The organism is Actinoallomurus sp. NBC_01490, from assembly GCF_036227085.1.
In the GTDB taxonomy this organism is placed as follows: Bacteria; Actinomycetota; Actinomycetes; order Streptosporangiales; family Streptosporangiaceae; genus Actinoallomurus; species Actinoallomurus oryzae.
On record NZ_CP109433.1, the window covers coordinates 6,776,422 to 6,797,265 of the forward strand.

Below are 20,844 nucleotides of genomic sequence, written 5' to 3' on the forward strand. Positions count from 1 at the left end.
TACGATGCGGCTCATGAGATTCGCCATCGCGATCCCGCAGTTCTACTCCGACGGCGCGTTCGATCCGGGCGCGTTCCGCGCCTATCTCACGCGCGCCGAGGAGCTCGGCTTCGAGAGTGCGTGGGCGCAGGAACATCTGGTGGGGCGCTATCCGGTGCTCCGGCCGATCGAGACGATGACCTACGCGGCCGCCTGCACCGAGCGGCTGCGGCTCGGCTGCGCCGTGTTCGTGTCCACGCTGCACAACCCGGTGCACCTGGCGCAGAGCCTGAGCACGCTCGACCAGCTGAGCCGGGGACGGGTCGAGGTCGGCGTCGGCACCGGCGGCAAGCGACGGCCCTTCGCCGCCTTCGAGGTCGATCCCGACCGCTACGTCGCGCGCTTCCACGAAGGGCTCGACGTGATGCGGGCGCTGTGGAGCGAGCCGAGGGTCACCTTCGCCGGAGAGTTCTGGCGGCTCGAGGACATGGCGCTGCAGCCGCGGCCGTTCCAAAAGCCCTTTCCGCCCGTCTGGTACGGCGGCTCCGGCCGGAACCTCCTTCGCCGCGCCGTCCGGCACGGCCACGGGTTCTTCGGCGCCGGCTCCTCCCCCACGGCGGCATTCGCCGACCAGGTCCGGGCCGTACGCGAGGCGCTCGCCGAGGAGGGACGGCCGCAGGAGGACTTCGCCATCGCCAAGCGGGTCTACGTCGCCGTCGACGACGACGCCGGCCGGGCGCGCGCCCGGATCAACACCGAACTGGAGCGACTGTACGGCCGCCGTTCGGCGGACATCGAGAGCGCCGCCGTCGCGGGCACGCCGGACGACTGCGTCCGCGAGCTGCGCCGGGTCGCCGACGCCGGCGCGGAGCTCATCCTGTTCACCCCGATGTTCGACCAGGCCGAGCAGATGGAACGCGTGGCCGAGACGGTCATCCCCCGGCTCGGCTAGTACTCCGGTCGTTCGCGGCCGAACGGCGAGGTGTCAACGGAGTCCTGGGCGAGCAGCTTTTCGAGCCCGCCCAGCAGGCAACGCAGCCCGAACTCCAAGGGTTCGTCCGCCGCCTTGGCATATCCGCCCCCCTGGATGGCCGCGACCACCGCCGGAAAGTGATCGGCGTGCCGGGTCAGCCGTTCTCCGACGGCGACCGACCACTCGTCGACCCGTAGCCTGTCGGCGCCCGAGGTGTACTGCGCGACGCTGCGAACGTGCCCCACGACGAGCAGGAACGCGTCGTGCTGCTCCACCGGGGTGAAACCGGCCGCCGCCAGGATCGCGAGCGCGGCGTCCATCCATCCGAGCTCGTTCGGACCCATGACGCGGTGCCCGCTCGTCGCCTCCAGGAGCCAGGGGCGCCGGGTGAAGATCCGCAGGCACTGCCGAGCCCATTCGGCCAGCCGGTCACGCCATCCGTCCGGCACCGCGTCGAGGTCGGGCCGCTCGCCGATGGCCATGTCCACCATGAGGGCGACCAGGTCGGCTTTGCCCGGTACGTACCGGTACAGCGACATGGTGGTGAAGCCGAACGTCGCCGCGATGCGCTGCATGGACACGGCCCCGAGGCCCTCGGCGTCGGCGATCTCGACGGCCGTCCGGGTGATCTGCTCGACCGACAGCCTGGGTCTCGGACCACGGCTGGGCCTGTCCGCCATGCCCCACAAGAGATCCATGCTGCGGACGAGGTCGCCGCCCTCGTCACCTTTCGCCGCCATCAGTCCCCCGGCTCGTCTTGCACCTCATCCACGAACTGTATATAACATAAGCAAAACTGTATGCAGCATAAACAGTTACGCTGCCCGAGCCGAGGAGACCTACGAAATGAGCAAGCTCGCGGACAAGACGGCGCTGGTCACCGGGGCTTCGCGGGGCATCGGACGGGCGATCGCCCGACGCCTGGCCGCGGAGGGCGCGTACGTCGCCGTGCACTACGGCCGCGACGAGGCCGCGGCCAAGGGGACGGTCGCGGCGATCGAGCAGGCCGGTGGACGCGCCTTCGCCGTCCGGGCCGAACTCGGCGCGCCCGGCGACGTGGACACCCTCTTCGCCGGGCTGGAAGCCGGCCTGGCCGGGCGCCCGCTGAACATCTTGGTGAACAACGCCGGCGGCTCCATGGGAACCGGCTCCATAGAGCACACGACCCCCGAGGAGTTCGACCGGCTGATCGCGCTCAACATGCGCGCGCCGTTCTTCATCATCCAGCGGGCCCTGCCCCTGCTCCCCGACGGCGGCCGCATCGTCAACATCTCCTCCGCCGACACCCGCATCGCCATCGCCCGAGAACTCGCCTACTCGATGGCCAAGGGCGCCATCAACGTGCTCGGCAGGACACTGGCCCACACGATCGGCACCCGGGGCATCACCGTCAACACCGTGGCACCCGGCGTCACCGACACCGATGCCAACGCCTGGATCCACTCCAGCCCGGAGACAGAGGCCCTCACGGCCACCGCCTCCGCCCTGAACCGCATCGGCCGGCCGTCCGACATCGCCGACGTCGTGGCCTTCCTCGCCTCCGACGACGCCCGCTGGATCACCGGCGACGTGATCGACGCCACCGGTGGCACCTTCCTCGGCCCACGCATCTGATCTTCCAGTGACGTTCTTTCCGGCGGTGCCGATGGGAGGCGCCGCACACCGGCCCCGTCCGATCCGCGATCCGGCTCATCGGCTCGTTGAAAGGCCTCGACCGGTCCCGAGTCCATCCCCTTTGGCCCGGGACCGGTCGATTACGCCGCCGCGGCCGGTGCGGTCAACACCGGGCGGCGCTGAGCGAGCGGGCCCTACCCCATTGTCGGGCCCGCCCTGATTGGTCTTGGTCGCCGATATCCGTCTCAAGGACGGTGAGCGGCGGATTCTTCGGAACGCTTGACCGCGCAACGATCGGAAGCGGCCCTCAGGGGCGTCGCGGCGCCTCGGGCACCGCGGTCACCCACCGCAGCCGCTCGATCGGCATCCCCTCGTCGCCGCAGCCGTCCCGGATGTGCTCGACGGCCCGCGGAAGCACGACGTCGCGTACGGCACGGCCCCGCTCGGTGAGCACGAGGTGCGTGACGCGCCGGTCCCAGGAGTCCTCGACGCGCGACACCAGGCCGCGCGTCACCAGGCGGTCGACCAGGCGGGTCAGCCCGCTGGGCGAGATCTCGACGGCCCGGGCCAGCCGCGCCGCCGCGTCTCCGCGCGTCCGCCGCGCCGGAGGGACCGTCGGGATCACCGACAGAACGTGCATCTCGGTGAGGTTGAGGCGGTGCTCGGCGCGGAGCCAGCCGTCGAGCCGGCGCAGCCGCGAGTGGATGAGTTGCAGAGCGCCGATGAGGTCACCGGGGTCACCGTCGGGCTCGGCCTCCGCCTCGGGGGCGGAGAGCCGCCGAGAATCCGCGCGCCGGCTCTGTCCCGCCTGCCGGGCCTGGAACATCTCCCGTGCGCGCTGCACCGCGTACTCGGTCACGGAACCTCCTTCGTCGGCCCCGCGACCAGGGTGTGCTTTCCGGTTTCCTCGTTCTGTTCGCTCATGGCCTCCCCCGAGTGTCCTGAGTCAGGCAACTTCCCGCTGATCGCCACATATTCCCAGGTCAGCCGATATATCTCACTCTGTGGACACGGATCGATCACCGACCGTCACCGGCGTCACAGGCGTGCCCGGCGGTTGACAGCGTGCGCACGAGACGGGGCAGATGACCCGGCGCGCCCGGACGCCGCACCCCTGACACTTCCAGGGCCGATGGCGCACTAGGGTGAAACCCGTGTCGGAGTCGTTGCCGCGTCGGCTGCCCCGGGGGCGGCACGCGCTCTCACGTGACGAACTGGAGCGCGTCCAGCGCGCACGGCTGTGCGCGGCCATGGCCGAGGTGATGGCGGAGAAGGGCTACGTGGCCACCTCGGTCGCCGACGTGCTCGCCCGGTCAGGGGTGTCGCGGCAGACCTTCTACCAGGTGTTCGACTCCAAGCTCGACTGCTTCATGACCGCCTTCGACTTCGCGTCCGACATACTGACGCGGCGGCTGATGGAGACGGTCGGCGCCGACGAGCACGGCGTGCTCGCGCCCGAGGCGGCGAGCGATCCGCTGGAGCGGTTCGAGCGGGTGTTCACCGCCTACCTCGAAGCGCTCGCCACCGAGCTGCCCTACACCCGGCTGTTCCTGATCGAGGTGTACGCGGCCGGGCCCGCCGCCATCCGGCGCCGGAGCCGGCAGCAGGCCGCGATCGCCACGCTCCTCGCCAACCTGATGGGCGTCACCGCCGAGTCGGGCCGGTTCACGTGTCAGATGATCGTCACGGCGACCAGCACGATGGTGACCAACGCGGTCGCCGAGAACGACCTCACGGCCTTGCGCGCCGTCGGCCCTCCCGTGATCGACCATGTCCGCGCCCTCTGGAAGGCCGGCGCGTTCGGGCACCAGGACGGGTGAGCCGATCGCGTCGCCGGCCGATCCGCCCGGCGACGCGGGCGTTCAGGTCCCGTACTCGCGGAGCAGGCCGCGGCTGATGATGGTCTTCTGGATCTCGCTGGTGCCCTCGCCGATCAGCAGGAACGGTGCCTCGCGCATCAGGCGCTCGATCTCATACTCCTTCGAGTAGCCGTAGCCGCCGTGGATCCGGAAGGCGTCCTGCGTGACCTCCATGCAGTACTCGGAGGCGAGCAGCTTCGCCATTCCGGCCTCGACGTCGTTGCGCTTCCCGGAATCCTTCAGCCGTGCCGCGTTCACCATCATCAGGTGAGCGGCCTCCACCTTGGTGGCCATCTCCGCGAGCTTGAAGGCGATCGCCTGATGGCCGGCGATGGCGCGCCCGAACGCACGGCGCTCCTGGGCGTACGCCACGGCAAGTTCGAACGCCCGGACGGCGATGCCGCAGGCGCGCGCCGCGACGTTCACCCGGCCGACCTCGATGCCGTCCATCATCTGGCGGAAGCCGGCGCCGGGCTCGGCGCCGAGGACCGCGTCCGCCCCGACACGGAGACCGGAGAAGACGGCCTCCGTGGTGTCGACGCCCTTGTAGCCCATCTTCTCGATCTTGCCCGGGATGGTGAGGCCGGGCCGGACCTCGCCGAAGCCCTCCGGCTTCTCGATCAGGAAGGCGGTCAGATTGTCGTGCGACCGCGGCGCGCCCTCGTCCGTACGGGCCAGCAGGGCGATGAGGTTCGCACTTCCCCCGTTGGTCAGCCACATCTTCGTGCCGTCGATGACGTACTCGTCACCGTCCCGCCGGGCATGCGTCCTGATCGCCGCGACGTCGGAGCCGAGGTCCGGTTCGGACATCGAGAACGCCCCGCGAACGGCCCCTTCCGCCATCTTCGGCAGGTAGTGCCGCTTCTGCTCGTCCGTGCCGTACCGCCCGAGCATGTAGGCGACGATGAAGTGGGTGTTGATCACGCCGGAGACGCTCATCCAGCCCCGCGCGATCTCCTCGACGACGAGCGCGTACGTCAGCAGCGACTCGCCCAGCCCGCCGTACTCCTCCGGGATCATCAGGCCGAACAACCCGAGGCGCCGCATCCCGTCGACGATGTCCTGGGGATAGGTGTCGGAACGCTCGAGTTCCCGGACGTTGGGGATGATCTCCTTGGCGACGAAGTCGCGTACGGTGTGCAGGATCTCCTGCTGGAGATCGGTGAGCCCGGCGGTCTGGGCGAGTCGTGCCATCGCGTTCTCCTACCTCGCTCCGCGGCGATCAACGGTCGGGGGACGCTCCGCGGATCACGCCCGCCCGCGACAGGCGGGAGAGGTCCGCCTGCGTGAGACCGAGCACATCGGAGAGCACCTCGTGGGTGTGCGCGCCCAGGCGTGGCGCGGCGACCGGGGGAACCGGGCCGGCGCCGGACCAGCGCAGCGGGCTGCCGGCCGAGGCGACCGCTCCGGCTCCCGGCTGCTCCACGTCCGCGATCAGAGGGTTCTCCCGCTCCCGTTCGACGACTTCGGTGAAGGTCCGGTACGGGCCCCACAGTACGCGTGCGGCACCGAGCTCGCGGCCCGCCTCTTCGGCCGTCCGGTCCTCGAACCAGGGGCGCAGGATGGGCTCGATCACCTTGCGCCAGCGGTATCGGTCGGCGTCCTGGGAGAAGTCGGCCCGCAGCGCCTCCTCCATCGCCGCGAACACCTTCTCGGTGCCGGTGACCCGGCACAGGGAGCGCCACTGCGACGCGGTCAGCGCCACGACCATGACACGTCTCCCGTCGCGGGTCGGGAAGTCGACCCCGAAGGAACCGTAGAGGTGGTTGCCCTGCTTGGCACGGTCACGGCCGGTCGTCTGGGCCTCGGCCAGCCAGCCCAGGTTGGCGACGCTCGCCAGCGCCACGTCGGCGAGCGCGAGCTCGATGAGGCCGCCGCGTCCGGTCCGCTGCCGCCGGTGCAGGGCCGCCAGCAGCCCGGTGGTCGCCGTCATGCCGGTCAGCAGGTCCCAGGCCGGCAGGACGTGGTTGACCGGTACCGCGGTCGTCTCCGGACCGGTCACGCCGGGAACCCCGGTCGCGGCGTTGACCGTGTAGTCGACCGCCGGCCGCCCGTCGGCGTGGCCCTGGACGCGCAGGTGGATCAGGTCGGGACGCCTCTTCGCGAGCGTCTCGTGGGACAGCCACGCGCGCCCGGTGTTCTCCAGGAGGATCCCGGCCTGCGGGCCGGGCGCGGTGATCAACGCGGTGACCAGCTCCCGGCCCTCGGGCGCGGACAGGTCGACGGTCACCGAGCGCTTGCCCTTGTTGAGGCCGTTCCAGTACAGGCTCCCGCCCGCCGGGGCGACCGGCCAGCGCCGGTGGTCGGGCCCGCCGCCGATCGGATCGACGCGGATGACGTCCGCGCCCAGCTGGGCCAGCGCCATGCCGCCGGACGGGCCCGCGACGAAGGTCGCGCACTCGACCACGCGCAGCCCCGCGAGCGGCCGGTCCTGGTCCCTGTGGGTACTCACCCGAACGCCCTCCTCCGAGCGGCCGTCGTGCCGACCACGGCGGTCAGGCCCTCGCGCTCTCCCGGGGTTCTTCCAGCGCCTGGATCGCCGCCGCCGTCAGGCTCAGACGGATGTGGTCCCGCATCAGCGCCGCGACACCGTCCGCGTCGCCGTCACCGATCATCTCCACCATCGTGTGGTGTTCCCGATGATCGCGCATCCGGGGCTCCTCGCCCGGCGGGAGCTGCAGGCCCATCCGCCGGTAGCGGTCGGACTTGTCCCAGATCCCGTCTAGGAGCTCGATCAGCCGCTCGTTGTGCGACGCGACGTACACGGCGCGGTGGAACTCCCGGTGTGCGACCAGGGCCTCTTCTCCCCATTCGCGCGTGACCGGGAGGAGGCGGCCGACGGCGCCGCGCATCGCCTCGAGGTCCGCCCGCGTACGGCGCCTCGCCGCGAGCTCCGCGCCCGTGGGATCGAGCGAGAGCCGGATCTCCAGCAGCTCACGGGCCTCCTTGGCGTGCAGCGGCGCCACCCGTGCGTCGCGGTGCACGTCCAGCTCGACCAGGCCCTCGCCCTTGAGCCGGCGGAGCGCCTCGCGCAGCGGGGTGATGCTCATGTGCAGCGACTCGGCCAGGTCGTACTGCGCGAGCACCGAGCCCGGCGGTAGCTCACCGGAGAGGATCCGCTCGCGGATCTCGGCGTACGCGGCGTCGCTCTTGCTCAGGAAGACGTTGGCCCCGCCCATCCCCACCAGCCTTCGAATCGCACCCCGGTCTTGCCATCGCGCCACACAGCAGCCTAGCATCCCGCCATATCTTATAAGTTGTGAGGAGTTAGGGCTTGAAGATCGTTTCCATCCACGAGGGCGTCGTCCCGATCAGCTCGTCGATCCGCAACGCGTGGATCGACTTCAGCGCCATGGACTGTTCCATCGTGGCCGTGGTCAGCGACGTGATCCGCGACGGAAGGCCGGTGGTGGGTTACGGCTTCAACTCCAACGGGCGGTACAGCGCGGGTGAGATCCTCCGGCGCCGCGTCATTCCCCGGCTGCTCGCGGCCCCGCCCTCGTCCCTGCTCACCGATGACGGCACCAACATCGACCCGGCCAAGGCCTGGGACGTGATGATGCGCAACGAGAAGCCGGGCGGGCACGGGGAGCGCTCGGTCGCGGTGGGTGTCGTCGACATGGCGCTCTTCGACCTGGCCGCCAAGATCGCGGAGCAGCCGCTGTACCGGTTCCTGTCCGACCGCCACGGCGACGGCGACCCCGACACGTCGGTCTTCGTCTACGGCGCCGGCGGCTACTACGCCCCCGGCAAGACCCTGCGGGACCTGCAGGACGAGATGAAACGCTTCATCGACCTGGGCTATGACGTGGTGAAGATGAAGATCGGGGGCGCGCCGCTCAAGGAGGACCTCGAACGCATCGAGGCCGCCCTCTCCGTGCTGGGCGGCGACGGCTCGCGTCTGGCCGTCGACGTCAACGGCCGCTTCGACCTGCGGACCGCCCTGGAGTACGGCGAGGCGATCGAACCGTACGGCCTGTTCTGGTACGAGGAGCCCGGCGACCCGCTGGACTTCGGCCTGCACGCCACGCTGTCCGAGCACTACGCGGGCCCGATGGCCACCGGCGAGAACCTGTTCTCACTGCCGGACGCCCGCAACCTCATCCGGTACGCCGGTATGCGCCCCGACCGCGACACCGTCCAGATCGACCCCGCGCTCAGCTACGGGCTGGTCGAGTACCTGCGCATCCAGGACATGCTGAAGCGGCACGGATGGTCCTCGCGCCGCTGCATCCCGCACGGCGGACACCAGTTCTCGCTGCACATCGCCGCCGCGCTCAAGCTCGGGGGCAACGAGTCCTATCCGGGCGAGTTCCACCCGACGGGCGGCTTCGCCGACGGCGCCGTCGTCGAGAACAGCCGGGTCGGCCTCACCGAGATCCCGGGAATCGGCTTCGAGGCCAAGGCCGCGTTCTACCGCGTCCTTCGCGACCTGCACGACTGACCGGGCACACGGCGCGGAGTGCAGCCGCGTGACCGGTCATCCCGGCCCGACGGACGGCGCACGCGGCGATGGACATCTTCACCCACCCGAGGACGGCGTCCAAGGAGACCGCATGTCACGATCAACCACCGACCAGCAGCGGACACGGCCCGGACTCCGCCTTCTCCGGGAACTGTGGGTGCAGGTGATCATCGCCGCGATCCTCGGCATCGCGGTGGGCCTGCTGTTCCCGGGCTTCGGCAGCGCGATGCAGCCGCTCAGCGACTGGTTCATCGCACTCGTCAAAATGATCGTCGCACCGGTCATCTTCTGCGTCGTCACCACGGGCATCGCCGCCATGGACAACGTGCGGCGCGTCGGGCGGATCGGCGTCAAGGCGATCGGCTACTTCGTCGCCTTCTCGCTCGTCTCCATGCTGATCGGGCTCGTGGTGGCCAATGTGTTCCGGCTGGGCGCCGGAATGCACATCGACCCGCACAGCCTGGACGCCGGCGCCGTGCCGAAGACCTCCTCCGACGCCACCAGTTTCACCGCCTTCGTGTCCTCCATCATCCCGGACACGATGTTCAGCGCATTCACCAGCGACAACATCGTCGCGACGCTGTTCATCTCGATCGTCTTCGGCTTCGCCCTGAACCTCGGCGGCGCGCGCGTCGAGCCGCTCGCCCGGGGCATCCAGAGCCTGTCCGACGTCGTCTTCCGCATCGTGTCGTGGATCATGAGGACCGCGCCGTTCGGCACGTTCGGCGCCCTCGCCGCCGTCGTCAGCACGTACGGGGTGTCCAGCCTGAAGCAGCTCGGCTACCTGATCCTCGTGTTCGCCGGGACGTGCGTCCTGTACATCGTCGTGGTCCTCGGCGGGATCATGCGGGCCTGCAGGCTGCGCCTCCTCCCGCTGATGCGCTACCTGAAGGACGAGCTGCTGATCGTGCTGAGCACCTGTTCGAGCGAGTCCGTGCTGCCGCAGGTGGTCGCCAAGCTCGAGCGCCTCGGCGTCGGCCGTACGGTCGTCGGCATCACGATCCCGGCGGGATTCTCCTTCAACCTGGACGGCTCGGCCGTGTACCTCACGATGGGCTCGCTGTTCGTGGCGGAGGCCGTCGACGTGCACCTGTCCTGGCAGCAGCAACTCGTCATGGTCGGCATCATGATGCTGACCAGCAAGGGAACCGCGGGCGTCGCCGGCGGCGCGTTCGTCGTGCTGGCGAGCAGCATCACCGCCTTCGGGCACGTGCCGCTCGCCGCGCTCGCGCTCATCGTCGGCATCGACCGCATCCTCAACGAGGGCCGCGTGTTCATCAACGTGCTGGGCAACGCGGTGGCGGCCATCGTCGTCGGCAAGTGGGAGAACGACTTCCACGCCGAGCAGGCCACCGCCACGCTCGGCCACCGCGCGGCGCCGGTCGCGGGCGTCCCGTCTCCCGCCGGAGTGTCCGGTCCGCAGCCGGGCGGCCATGCCTGAGACGACCGCACCGGCCTTCAGCCGGGACGATCGAGTGCCGGGCGTTGCGCCGGGCTCAGCCGGTCCGGCCTCGCGGTCAGGGTGTACGTCCGGTCCGCGACGGCTCGCAGGACCAGCGGATCGGCGATGGCCGGCCGCCGCCGGATCTCCAGGGCGGCGGCCACCCGGTCGGGGGGCCGGCCGGGCGCGGTGGCAGCGGACGGGACCGCTCGGTACCTGCACACGAACTGCCGGGTGCACCCGCGAACCGGACCACTGCGGTAGGCCGTCGGCGTCCGGCTCACCGGCCGGTCCGGTGAGCCGGAACGGACACGGGCGACGCGCCGACGCGACCTTTCGGTGCTTTCCCGGTGATCAAGACAAGCCATAACATTCCGCGCGTCCAAGGGCGCGAAACCCCACAAGGCGGGATGGTCATGGCTGCAGAGCTGACAGACGAGGGGCTGATCCGAATGGACCGGCTGCCGATGGCCGACGACCGAGGCGAGGGCTATGCGATCCTGCGCGCGGCCGGACCCGTGGTGCGGTCCGACACCGGTTATCTCGTCACAACGCGTGAGCTGGCTGAACACGTGTTCAAGAATCCCGAGACCTTCTCGTCCCAGAAGGCGTTCGACACGCTCGGAAGTCCCGTCCCGCTGGTGCCCATCGCCTTCGACCCGCCCCACCACACCCGCTACCGGCGCCTGCTCCAGCCGTTCTTCACCCCGCGGGCGGCCGCGGCCATGGAACAGGCGGTGCGGGACAAGGTGGTCGCCATCATCGACACCGTGACCGGGCGCGGTTCCTGCGACGTGGTCGCCGAGCTCGCGCGGCCGATCCCGGCCGCGGTGTTCCTCGCCCTCTTCGGCATGCCCGAGCACGACCTCGACCGCCTCATCGCCTGGCGTGAGGTCATCATCCAGATGGCCGACCTGTCCGGATCCGGAGAGGCGCCGCCCGAGGTGATGCGGTCGGCGGGCGGGCTGTACGCCTACGTCGCCGCGCACGTCGCGGAGTGCCGGGCCGGCCGGGCCGGCGGCCTCTTGCGCGACCTGTTCGAGAGCGACTCGGCGGACGAACCGTTCACCGATGAGGAGGCCATCGGCCTCTGCTTCCTCTTCGTCCTGGCCGGCACCGAGTCGGTGACGAACGCGCTGAGCCTGATGTTCGCCAAGCTGGCCGCGCGTCCGGAGCTGCGCCGCCGGCTCGCCGAGGACCCCTCCGCGATCCCGGTGGCGGTCGAGGAGATGCTGCGGATCGACCCGGCCAACGCCGTCGTCCCCCGGGTGGCGACCAAGGACGTCGTCCTGGAGGGCGTGCACATCCCCGCGGGCGCCACCGTGGGGGTGGCCGTCGGCGCCGCCAACCGGGACCCCGAGGAACTGGACGACCCGGACGCCTTCGACCCGAGCCGCGAGTACAACAACCTCACCTGGGGAAGCGGCCCGCACCGGTGCGTCGGCGTCCACCTGGCCCGCACCCAGCTGCGGGTCGTCCTGGAGGAGTGGCACCGGCGGATCCCCGAGTACCGGCTGGCCCCCGGCGCCCGGCCCCAGGTCGTCTGGCCGACGGGCGTCATCGGCATCAACAGCGTCCCGGTCGTGTTCCCGGCGGCGTCCTGAGCGTACGGGAAGGCCGCCGAACACCCTCCGGGCGCTACCGATGCACGGAGACCTCCGCCAGGCCGACGCGTCCGGTGCCGGGCAGCGTGATCCGTACGTAGCGGCCCTCGGCGTCCGTGTCGACAAGAGTCGGGCGCCGTGCCCTGCCGGTGACGTGAACGGTGGTGGCGTCGGCGAAGTCGGCGCTGCCGGAGATCTGGACGTCGAAGTCGGCCGTGCTCATGGAGGCGTCGTTCCAGATCTCCACCTGCCCGATGCGCCGGGAGGAGCCCAGGTCGACCTGCCACCAGGCCCCCGGCTCGGCGAGGGTGCGCGCGTCGGTGGTCGTGTCGCCGTCGTTCCCGAGTGCGGCGGCGGCCGTGCCGCTCGTGGAGGACTGGGTGGCGGTGCCGGGCCGGGCGAAGTCGGGGCGCAGCCGTTCGACCGGCTCGTGGCCGGGATGGGCGCCGGCCGCCGCGGCGACCCCGAGGGCCTCGGCGGGGAGGAGGTCGAGCCCGGTGTGGTTGTCCACCATGGTGGAGCCCCGGCCGGACAGGGGCGGAGCGCCGGTGTCGGTCCAGTTGCCGCGGACGGTGTTCTCAATGCCGTACCCGGCCCAGTTGGACACCCACTTGTAGCCGACCCGGGTGATGACGTTGTGCTCGACGAGGATGTAGGAGGACTGCTCGTCGAGGTACACGCCGTTGCCGTCGCGTTCGGTGTTGCCGTACGCGGAGCGGTCGACGTAGTTGCCGCTGATCACGGTGGCGGGCTGGGCGCCCTGGGTGTAGATCGCGCTGCCGTCGTGCTGGCCGTACTCCACGAGCATCGCGTCGGTGATCCGGTTATTGGTGACCTTGTTGTCACGCAGCACGGACTTCTGCGCCTCGGGCTGGTTCCAGCCCCAGCCGACCGAGATGCCGGAGTACGGCAGGTGGTCGAGGGAGTTGTGGTCGACCGTCAGCCCCGCCTCGTAGCCGGCCCAGATGCCCACCGCGTCGGTGTACTCGACGCCGACGCGGCTGATCGTGTTGTACGCGACGGTGTTGTGCTCGCCCGCCAGCGCGGCCGGCGGGCTCGGGTCGGTGTCGCCCGCGTAGACGGCGCCGGAGGACAGGTCGGTGAAGGTGGAGTGGGTGACGGCCGAGTCCTTGGTGCCGGACTCGAAGATCAGCCCGGCGCCACCGAGCCGGGTGAACACCGCGTGGTCCACCGCGACGTCACGGCCTCCGCGCACGGTGACGGCGGCGGCCGGCTTGGTGTAGTAGCGGCCCGCGTGGTCCACCGGGCCGGTGGCTCCGGTGAGCGTGAGGCCCGCCTGCGTACCCGCGTAGCCCTCGTCGGTGTCCGGCTGGTGGTAGGCGGCGTAGGAGAAGGTCAGCCCGGACAGCCGGACGTCATGCGCGGCGTCGAGCACGACCAGGTGCTCGGCGCTCGGCGTGACGGCGGCGGCGCGGCGCATGTCCTGGCCGGGACGCGGCAGGTAGGTGACGGTGCGCGCGTCCGGATCCCAGGCGAACTCCCCCGGCCGGTCGAGGAGTTCGACGGCGTTCTCGAAGTAGGAGACGCCCGTGTAACGGCTGGAGTCCACGGCCGTGGTGTCCCAGGCCGGTCCGGTGCGGCCGGTGCCGCTCGAGGAGTTGGCCCAGCAGGGCTGGGCGAACGTCAGCAGATCGCCCGCCACCCCGGCGATCCGGCAGTGGTAGTTGCGCCACCGGACCCGGATGACGGCCTCCGCGGCGGCCGGTCTCGCCCAGGCGGCGATGCCGGTGGCGGTGGCGCCGGTCATCCCGTTCTTGGTGGTGTGGCACACCGCGGCGGCGCAGGCCTCGCCGCGGGCACGCACCGCGCGTACGCCGCCGACGAAGAGCTGACGCGGGGTGACGCCGTCGGGGACCTCGGCGGTCCAGCGGCCGTGGGCGGAGGCACGCCAGCCGGTGATGGCTTCGGCGCCGGAGAGCACGGGCCGGGCGCCGGGCTCGGCCGTCCACGTCACCGTGTGACCGCCCTCGCCGGAGTCGGCCGCGCCGAGGGTGAGCGGCGTGTCCAGGGTGTAGGTGCCGCCCGCCAGGCGTACCTCGATGTCCCGGCCCATGCCCTCGGCGAGCACCTGGCGGACCTTCCGCTGGGCGGTGGCCAGGGAGCAGGGGCGCGCCGGGGCGCAGGCCTCACCGCTGCCCCGGGGCGCGGCATGGTAGAGCTTCGGGCCGGGCTCGGCGGTCGCGGGCCGCGCGACGGCTCCGGCCGCGAGCAGCATGCCCGCCACCGCGAGGATTCTCCTGCCTGTCTTCATGATGAGGTCCCATCGGGCCGTACGGTCGTCGGCGGTAGGGCCGTTCCTTCCGGAACGGGCGGCGGGAGCCGGCTCGGGGTCCGGAGCCGGGGTGCCTGTCAGCCACTCCGCGTGCTGAGGGCGAAGACGTGGATGGCGGGCGTCTTCCCCGCCGCCCACGCGGGGCCGGCGGGCAGGGTGATGGAGACCGGTCGCTTACCGGCGGCGACCGGGACGGCGAAGGAGAAGACATTCGCCGTACGGCCGGCCTGCGCGCGTGCGAACCCGTTCACCTTCGTGCCGTGTACGGCGAGGACGACTCCGGCCGGGGCGTCCGCGCTCCAGTCGGGCACGGTGATCGTGTAGGGCGTGGTCGTGCCGTCGGTGTAGGTGACCGTACCGGTGCCGGTCAGCCCGCCGGGCGGCGCGTACGTGGCGGTGGCCAGCACGCCGATCCGCGCGGGCCGTCCGCTCACCGGGATGACCTGGCCGTGGGCCACGGCGTTGTCGGGCTCTCCCGCAGCGGTGTCCGGCCAGGTGTAGCGGAAGCCGCCCGCGGTGAGGGTCCGGCCGGCCACGGCACCGGCGGACGCGAGATCCTGCCGGGAGAAACTGCTCATCGCACCGTCCACGCTGCCGCGCTGCGGGTTCGCGTCGTCGGTCGTGCCGATGTTGTCGAACGCCTGAGCCAGGGTGGTGAACGGCACCGTCCCCACGGCGGTGGCGCGTGCGGTGAACCGCCCGGCGGTTCCCGCCCCCCGCCGGTAGGCGACGTCCGCGCTGACGCGGTAGTCGCCCGCCGCCGCGTGCCCGGTGGGCAGCGTCACGGGAACCGCGACGGTCCGTCCCGGGCCGATGCGGCCGGGCACCGCGCGCGGTCGCCCGTCCAGCCGCCCCTGGTCGGCCTGCCCGTCGGCGGTGACCCGCAGCGACACGCGGTCGACCGTACGGTCCGAGTCGTTCGTGAGCGTCACCGTGGCGGTCGTGGGACGGTCCGGGGACAGCCGTGCCGGCGCCCGCACCCGTACCCGGAGCGCGCCCGCCCGCGGGGCGAGGAACTGGATCTCGGCGACGGCGCCCGTGGAGCCGGGCGGACCGGCGTAACGCAGCCACCGGTACCCGGAACCGTCGTCCACCGGCAGGGTCAGCCAGTCCATCGTGGGCGTCCACCGCACCCGCGCCAGATCGCGGCAGCCGGTGTCCGGGCCGGTGACACAGCCCTGGATCCGGCCGCCGACCAGGCCGGACAGATCCGCGGTCCGGTTGCTCCTGGGCAGCAGGCGTACCTCGCTGACCGAGGTGTCGCGTCCGGCCCCGAGGTCGATGCCGGCGGTCTGGCCGGTGAAGGCCGTGGCCGGGTCCCCGTCGAACGCGGCCGCCGCGCCGTCGGCACCGTACGGCGTGCCGTGCACCACGGTCGCGTCAGGGTCGCCGGTCTCGGGAACCCCGGGAGCGCTGCCGACCCGGTCGGCGGTCAGCTCGTAGTCGAGGTGGCCGCCGTCCCGCGGCCCGTTCCAGGCGCTCGAGGCCAGGATCTGCATCGGGCGCCTCAGGTAGTGGGCGAAGTAGGCCGCGGGCATGGCGTACGCGTTGTCGCCCCACTCCGCCATCTGCATCCCCTCGACCTGCGGCGAGGATGGGGGCGCGTACGAGCCGTACAGCGCCGCGTCATCCGGTATGTAGTTGCCGTTGCCGGTTCCCGGCGGGTCCTTGGGGACCACGTACAACCGGGAGTGCTCGTTGCTGACCAGCACCTGGTAGCCCTGCGCGAGGAACGTGGCCTCGTCGCCGAGCCAGGCCTGGATCCGTACGTCCTTGTCGACCGTCACCGAGGCGCCGCCGCCGGTCTGCGGCCACCAGCCCCAGATCTCCATGGTCCGGCCGTGGCGACGCACCAGGTCGTCGAGGTGGTTCTCATAAGCCAGGAAGACGTCCTCGGTCTTCGCATAGCCCCGGCTCTTGGCGTAGGCGGCGAGTTCGGGGCACTGGCTCTGCAGGTCGGCGTCCGGCGTCTCGTCGCCGCCCAGGTGCACGACCGGCGCGTCGAACACGGACAGGAACGCCTCGGTCAGACCGTCCAGCCAGGCCACGTTGGCCTGCTTGGTGATGTCCACGGTGAAGCCGGGGTCGATCCGGCCGGCGTGGATGATCTGGTTCATCGACGCGCAGTCCCACCGCAGGGACGGGCGGTAGGCGGTGAGCGAGGTGGCGTGTCCCGGAATGTCCATCTCGGGGACGACGGCGACGTGGTATCGGCGGGCGTACGCCTCGATCTTCCGCACGTCCTCCGGGGTGTAGGACCGGGCGGCGGCCAGACCCGCGTAGCCGGGGAGCCGGAGCCGGAACGCCTCGCTGTCGGTGACGTGCCAGTGGAAGGTGTTCAGCTTCATCCAGGCCATCTGCCGGATGGTGTTCAACAGCGTGGCGACGGGCCAGTACTCACGCGCGGTGTCGATCATGAGGCCGCGCTCGGGCTGGGCCGGCCGCTCGCGGGCGGACCCGGCGGGGAGCGTGGCGTGGTCCTCGGCGGACTTGAGGATCTGTTCGACGCTCTGCTCGCCGTAGAAGACGCCCGCCGCACCGCCACCGCTGATCGTCACATCGCCGGTGCCGACCGTCAGTTCGTACGCCTCCGCGGAGTCTCCGGCGTGCTCGGTGAGGAAGACGTCGCCGTGGCCCGGGCGGTGGCCGGTGACCACGGGAAGCCGTTCGGCACCGGCCGCGGCCAGGTCGGCCGCGAAGGTCCGGGCGTCGTCCCGCAGGTCGGCGGCGTGCGCGGCGTCGACCACGACGCGTGAACCCGGGCGGAGAGAGAACGTGCCCGCGCCGCCGTTCCAGGATCGCAGCGCCGGGACGACCGCCGGGGCCGGGGACGCCGCATCGGCGCCCGCCGCGGCCGGGACGCCCATCAGCCCGGCCGATGTCACCAGCGCGACCAACAGATCGGACCTCTTACGCCACCATCGGCGTCGGCGGCTCGAAGACGTTGTCACAAGTGCTCCCGCCTGCTGCGCGTTTATGCGCGAATGGTGGCTGTTTCGAGGGAATTTGAGCACGCACCATCGTGACCGTCAACCGTCAGGGCCCAAGATTCTGCGGCCGTTCGGAGGATTCCTACGGTGAGCGGGGGCGCGGTGGCCGGTTCTGCGCATTTGTGTTGACTCTGCCGGTGTTCCGATCTAATTTGCGCATGATCGTCGAAATACATCCGATGTCTGGGCGGCTGGAGGCTGGTAATGACACGGACGTGCCGACGGATGATCACGCTGTTCACCGCCCTCCTCCTGGTCCTCGGTCTCTCCGCTCCGGAGGTGCGCACGGCCTCCGCGGCCGGCGGCGCGCTCGGCCGGATGACCGGCTTCACCGTGGACGGGAACACGGTGACCTTCACCTCGGGCGAGGCGAAGGTGCGAGTGATCTTCTATGCCGATGACGTGTTCCGGATCTGGGCCGCACCGGACGGGCACTTCACCGACCCGAACGACGATCCGGCGAACCCGAACGCCGCCGACATGGTGGTCAAGCACGACTACCCGGGGGTGAACCCGCGCGTGAGCCGGACGGGCTCGGGCGTCCGGTTGGCCACCGGCGCGGTGGTCCTCACGGTGGGCAGGGACCCCATGCTGTTCGCGGCCCGGCGTCCCGACGGGACACCGGTGTTCGCCGAGACGGCGCCGCTGTCGTGGTCGGACACCGCGACGACGCAGACGCTGTCCACCCGGCCCGGTGAGCAGTTCTTCGGCGGCGGGGAGCAGAACGGCGGCTTCGTGCACACCGGCCGGACGATCCAGGTGGCGAACGACTTCGACTGGGACGAGGGCGGGCACCCGAACTCCCAGCCGTTCTACCTGTCCACCGCCGGGTACGGGGTGTTCCGGAACACCTTCGCCCCCGGGCAGTACGCCTTCACCGACCCGGTGCGCACCACCGAGTCCGAGCGCCGCTTCGACGGCTACTACTTCATCGGCACGCCGAAACAGGTGATCGGCGACTACACGGCGCTGGTCGGACGGCCGTTCATGCCGCCGATGTACGGGCTGGAGATGGGCGACTCGGACTGCTACCTGCACAACGCCAACCGTGGGGAGCGGCACACCCTGGATGCGATCGACGTCGCCGACGGGTACGTCTCGCGGGACATCCCGCTGGGCTGGATGCTCGTCAACGACGGCTACGGCTGTGGGTATGAGGACCTGGCCGAGACCGGCGACCGGCTACGGGCTCGGAACCTGGAGCTGGGGCTGTGGACCTCCACCGGCCTGCCCAACCAGGCCGAGGAGGTGAAGGCCGGCGTACGGGTGCGCAAGCTGGACGTCGGCTGGGCCGGGCCCGGTTACCGGTTCGCACTCGACGGCGGCCAGACCGCGCTGGAGGGCATCGAGTCGAACAGCGACGCCCGGGGGTTCGTCTGGCAGCCGGTGAGCTGGGCGGGCTCCCAGCGCACGTCGGTGCTGTGGTCGGGCGACCAGTCCGGCGGCTGGGACTACATCCGCTGGCAGATCCCCACGTACGCCGGGTCGACGATGTCCGGCATCGCCTACAACACCGGAGACGTCGACGGCATCTTCGGCGGCAGCCCCAAGACGTACGTGCGGGACCTGGAGTGGAAGAGTTTCCTGCCCGCGGTGATGACCATGGACGGGTGGGCGTCCTCGGACAAGCAGCCGTGGCGCTACGGCGAGCCGTACACCTCCATCGACAAGCGGTACATCCAGCTGCGAGAGCGGCTGCTGCCGTACTTCTACACCTATGCCCACGAGGCGCACCAGACGGGCGTCGGCATGGTCCGGCCGCTCGCGCTGGAGTACCCGGACGATCCGAACGCCTTCACGGATCTGGCGGCGCACGAGTTCCTGTCCGGCACCGACTTTCTCGTCGCGCCGGTGTACTCCGACACCGGCGTCCGGGACGCGATCTACCTTCCCAAGGGCACGTGGGTCGACTACTGGACCGGCCGCCTCTACGAGGGACCGGTGACCGTCAACGGCTACTCGGCGCCGCTCGACCGGCTGCCGCTGTTCGTCCGCGCCGGAGCGGCGATACCGATGTGGCCCGAGGGCACCACCGACTGGGCCGACCGGGACACCGGCCGGCTCGACCTTGACATCTACCCACAGGGACACGGCGGCTTCACGCTGTACGAGGACGACGGGAGGACCCGCGCGTACCAGAACGGCGCGGCGGCCACCCAGACCGTCGGCGTCTCCGCGCCCCGGCGGGGACGCGGCGGGGTCACCGTGAACGTCGGGCCCAGCGTCGGCGAGTACACCGGCAGGCCCGCGGCGCGGGCGTACCAGCTCACCGTGCACACCGGCAGCCGGCCCGCCCAGGTCCTGCTGCGCGGTGCCGCCGGCCGGCCCCGGTTGCGCGAGTACACCAGCGAGGCCGCCTACCGGGCCGCCGGGTCCGGCTGGTACTACGACTCCGGCGACCGCGGCGGCGTGGTCCGCGTGAAGACGCCGCCCATCGGCACCGGCGGCGCGTTCGCCCTCGACCTGACCGGCACCACCGCGGTGGGAGGTGCCGACCCGGACACCTCCTCGGTGCAGCTCGGCGCACCGGACCGGCTGGGCCCGGGCAGCGCCACGACCCTCACCGCGACGTTCCGCAACGGGACGGCGAAACCGGTCCATGACGTGCGGATGCGGCTGGACACCCCGGCCGGGGTGACGGCGACCCCGGTGGACGGATCACCGATGTCCACGGTCGCCGCGGGCGGCACGGCCACCGCGAGGTTCCGCCTGTCGGTCGGCGCCGAGCCGCCCGCGTCGTACGCGCTGCGGGCGTCCGTCGCGTACCGGAGCGGAGGGAACGCCCGCGAGGCCGGCGATCCGCGCCCGGTGACGACCGTGAAGCCGAGCCTCTCGCTCCAGGTCGACCGGCCGGCGTTCGAGCCGGGACAGACCCAGGAGGTGACGGCGACCTTCACCAACCGCGCCACCCTGCCCGACGTCGATGCCCGGATGGACCTGACCGCGCCCGACGGCTGGACCGTACGGCCCGTCTCGCCGACCACGGCCGGGCGGCTGGGCGCGGGGGCCGCCGCCTCCGCACGCTGGGAGGTCACGGCGCCGGACGACGTGTCGGCCGGCCGGCTCACCGGCGAGGCCCACTGGTCGGCCCGGGGCGGAAAGGTCACCGGCGACGAGCAGGCGTCCGCGGACGTGCTCACCCTGCCCGATCCCGGAAAGGCCGTGCTGGCCCTGGACGCGGGCACCGCGGCCGGCCCCGTGGCGCCCGGGTACCGGCGCCTGTCGCCGGACACGGCCTGGGACGCGACGGCGGGCTACGGCTGGGTCGGCGCGGCTCCGCAGGCGCGGGACCGCGGCGCACCCGACGACCTGCGACGGGACCTGCTCGAGCTGCCCAGTACGGACACCGCGACCTTGCGCCTTCAGGTCCCCGCGGGCCGGCATACGCTCTACCTGCTGGTCGGCGACCAGTCCTACGCCGCGCAGAGCACCGAGGTGAGCGTGGACGGCAAGCGGATCCTCGCCCAGGAGGACGACCTGCCGCCGGGCCGGTTCCAGTGGTCCACCGCGGAGCTCGACGGCGGCACCGGGGGACGCACGGTCGACCTCGTCTTCTCCGCCGGCCAGGACTGGTGGAAGTTCAACGCCCTGCTGCTCGGACCCGCCCGGTAACGGCCGGCGACGCA

The 20,844-nt window shown here is 71.4% G+C and carries 15 protein-coding genes; 7 read left to right on the forward strand and 8 right to left on the reverse strand.

Annotated features, from left to right (window positions below):
• Positions 1-13 precede the first annotated feature (13 nt).
• A complete protein-coding gene (locus tag OG417_RS31700) occupies positions 14-931 on the forward strand; it encodes an LLM class flavin-dependent oxidoreductase (RefSeq protein ID WP_329236319.1) in 918 nt (305 codons plus the stop codon).
• Here OG417_RS31700 and OG417_RS31705 read toward each other — a convergent pair.
• Positions 928-1,692 (reverse strand): TetR/AcrR family transcriptional regulator, encoded by a 765-nt coding sequence (locus OG417_RS31705; RefSeq protein WP_329236320.1) that lies wholly within the window; start codon positions 1,690-1,692, stop codon positions 928-930. The two genes, OG417_RS31700 and OG417_RS31705, sit on opposite strands and share 4 nt — an antisense overlap.
• Positions 1,693-1,798: 106 nt before the next feature.
• Here OG417_RS31705 and OG417_RS31710 point away from each other — a divergent pair, with 106 nt between their 5' ends.
• The gene (locus OG417_RS31710; RefSeq protein ID WP_329236322.1) at positions 1,799-2,566 is read left to right on the forward strand and encodes an SDR family NAD(P)-dependent oxidoreductase; all 768 of its coding nucleotides are present in this window, start codon (positions 1,799-1,801) and stop codon (positions 2,564-2,566) included.
• Between the two features lie 307 nt (positions 2,567-2,873).
• Here OG417_RS31710 and OG417_RS31715 read toward each other — a convergent pair whose 3' ends face one another.
• Complete coding sequence (locus OG417_RS31715) at positions 2,874-3,425, reverse strand: MarR family winged helix-turn-helix transcriptional regulator (protein ID WP_329236324.1); 552 nt, start codon at positions 3,423-3,425, stop codon at positions 2,874-2,876.
• A 295-nt stretch (positions 3,426-3,720) separates the two neighbouring features.
• Between OG417_RS31715 and OG417_RS31720 the strand changes: the two genes are divergently transcribed.
• Positions 3,721-4,386 (forward strand): TetR/AcrR family transcriptional regulator, encoded by a 666-nt coding sequence (locus OG417_RS31720; protein ID WP_329236326.1) that lies wholly within the window; start codon positions 3,721-3,723, stop codon positions 4,384-4,386.
• A 42-nt stretch (positions 4,387-4,428) separates the two neighbouring features.
• Here the strand turns inward: OG417_RS31720 and OG417_RS31725 are convergent, their stop codons facing one another.
• The 3 genes from OG417_RS31725 to OG417_RS31735 are packed head-to-tail and all read right to left on the reverse strand — an operon-like array spanning position 4,429 to position 7,604.
• Positions 4,429-5,619, reverse strand: coding sequence for an acyl-CoA dehydrogenase family protein (locus tag OG417_RS31725; RefSeq protein ID WP_329236328.1), 1,191 nt, complete (start codon positions 5,617-5,619; stop codon positions 4,429-4,431).
• 28 nt (positions 5,620-5,647) lie between these two features.
• Positions 5,648-6,877: a CoA transferase gene (locus tag OG417_RS31730; RefSeq protein ID WP_329236330.1), complete on the reverse strand. Its 1,230-nt coding sequence runs from the start codon at positions 6,875-6,877 to the stop codon at positions 5,648-5,650.
• Positions 6,878-6,920: 43 nt separating this feature from the next.
• Positions 6,921-7,604, reverse strand: a complete 684-nt coding sequence (locus tag OG417_RS31735; RefSeq protein ID WP_329236332.1) for a GntR family transcriptional regulator — start codon at positions 7,602-7,604, stop codon at positions 6,921-6,923.
• Between the two features lie 95 nt (positions 7,605-7,699).
• Between OG417_RS31735 and OG417_RS31740 the strand changes: the two genes are divergently transcribed.
• Complete coding sequence (locus OG417_RS31740) at positions 7,700-8,869, forward strand: mandelate racemase/muconate lactonizing enzyme family protein (protein ID WP_329236334.1); 1,170 nt, start codon at positions 7,700-7,702, stop codon at positions 8,867-8,869.
• 112 nt (positions 8,870-8,981) lie between these two features.
• Positions 8,982-10,331: a cation:dicarboxylate symporter family transporter gene (locus tag OG417_RS31745; RefSeq protein ID WP_329236336.1), complete on the forward strand. Its 1,350-nt coding sequence runs from the start codon at positions 8,982-8,984 to the stop codon at positions 10,329-10,331.
• Between the two features lie 17 nt (positions 10,332-10,348).
• Here OG417_RS31745 and OG417_RS31750 read toward each other — a convergent pair whose 3' ends face one another.
• The gene (locus tag OG417_RS31750; RefSeq protein WP_329236338.1) at positions 10,349-10,555 is read right to left on the reverse strand and encodes a hypothetical protein; all 207 of its coding nucleotides are present in this window, start codon (positions 10,553-10,555) and stop codon (positions 10,349-10,351) included.
• Between the two features lie 192 nt (positions 10,556-10,747).
• Between OG417_RS31750 and OG417_RS31755 the strand changes: the two genes are divergently transcribed.
• Positions 10,748-11,935, forward strand: a complete 1,188-nt coding sequence (locus OG417_RS31755; protein ID WP_329236340.1) for a cytochrome P450 — start codon at positions 10,748-10,750, stop codon at positions 11,933-11,935.
• A gap of 34 nt (positions 11,936-11,969) precedes the next feature.
• On the opposite strand, the gene OG417_RS31760 is transcribed toward OG417_RS31755, so the two are convergent.
• Positions 11,970-14,207 (reverse strand): galactose-binding domain-containing protein, encoded by a 2,238-nt coding sequence (locus OG417_RS31760; RefSeq protein ID WP_329236342.1) that lies wholly within the window; start codon positions 14,205-14,207, stop codon positions 11,970-11,972.
• 98 nt (positions 14,208-14,305) lie between these two features.
• On the reverse strand, positions 14,306-17,125 hold the full coding sequence (locus OG417_RS31765) for a family 20 glycosylhydrolase (protein ID WP_329236344.1): 2,820 nt from the start codon (positions 17,123-17,125) through the stop codon (positions 14,306-14,308).
• Positions 17,126-17,443: 318 nt separating this feature from the next.
• On the opposite strand from OG417_RS31765, the gene OG417_RS31770 reads away from it, so the two are divergent.
• On the forward strand, positions 17,444-20,830 hold the full coding sequence (locus OG417_RS31770) for a TIM-barrel domain-containing protein (RefSeq protein WP_329236347.1): 3,387 nt from the start codon (positions 17,444-17,446) through the stop codon (positions 20,828-20,830).
• Positions 20,831-20,844 lie beyond the last annotated feature (14 nt).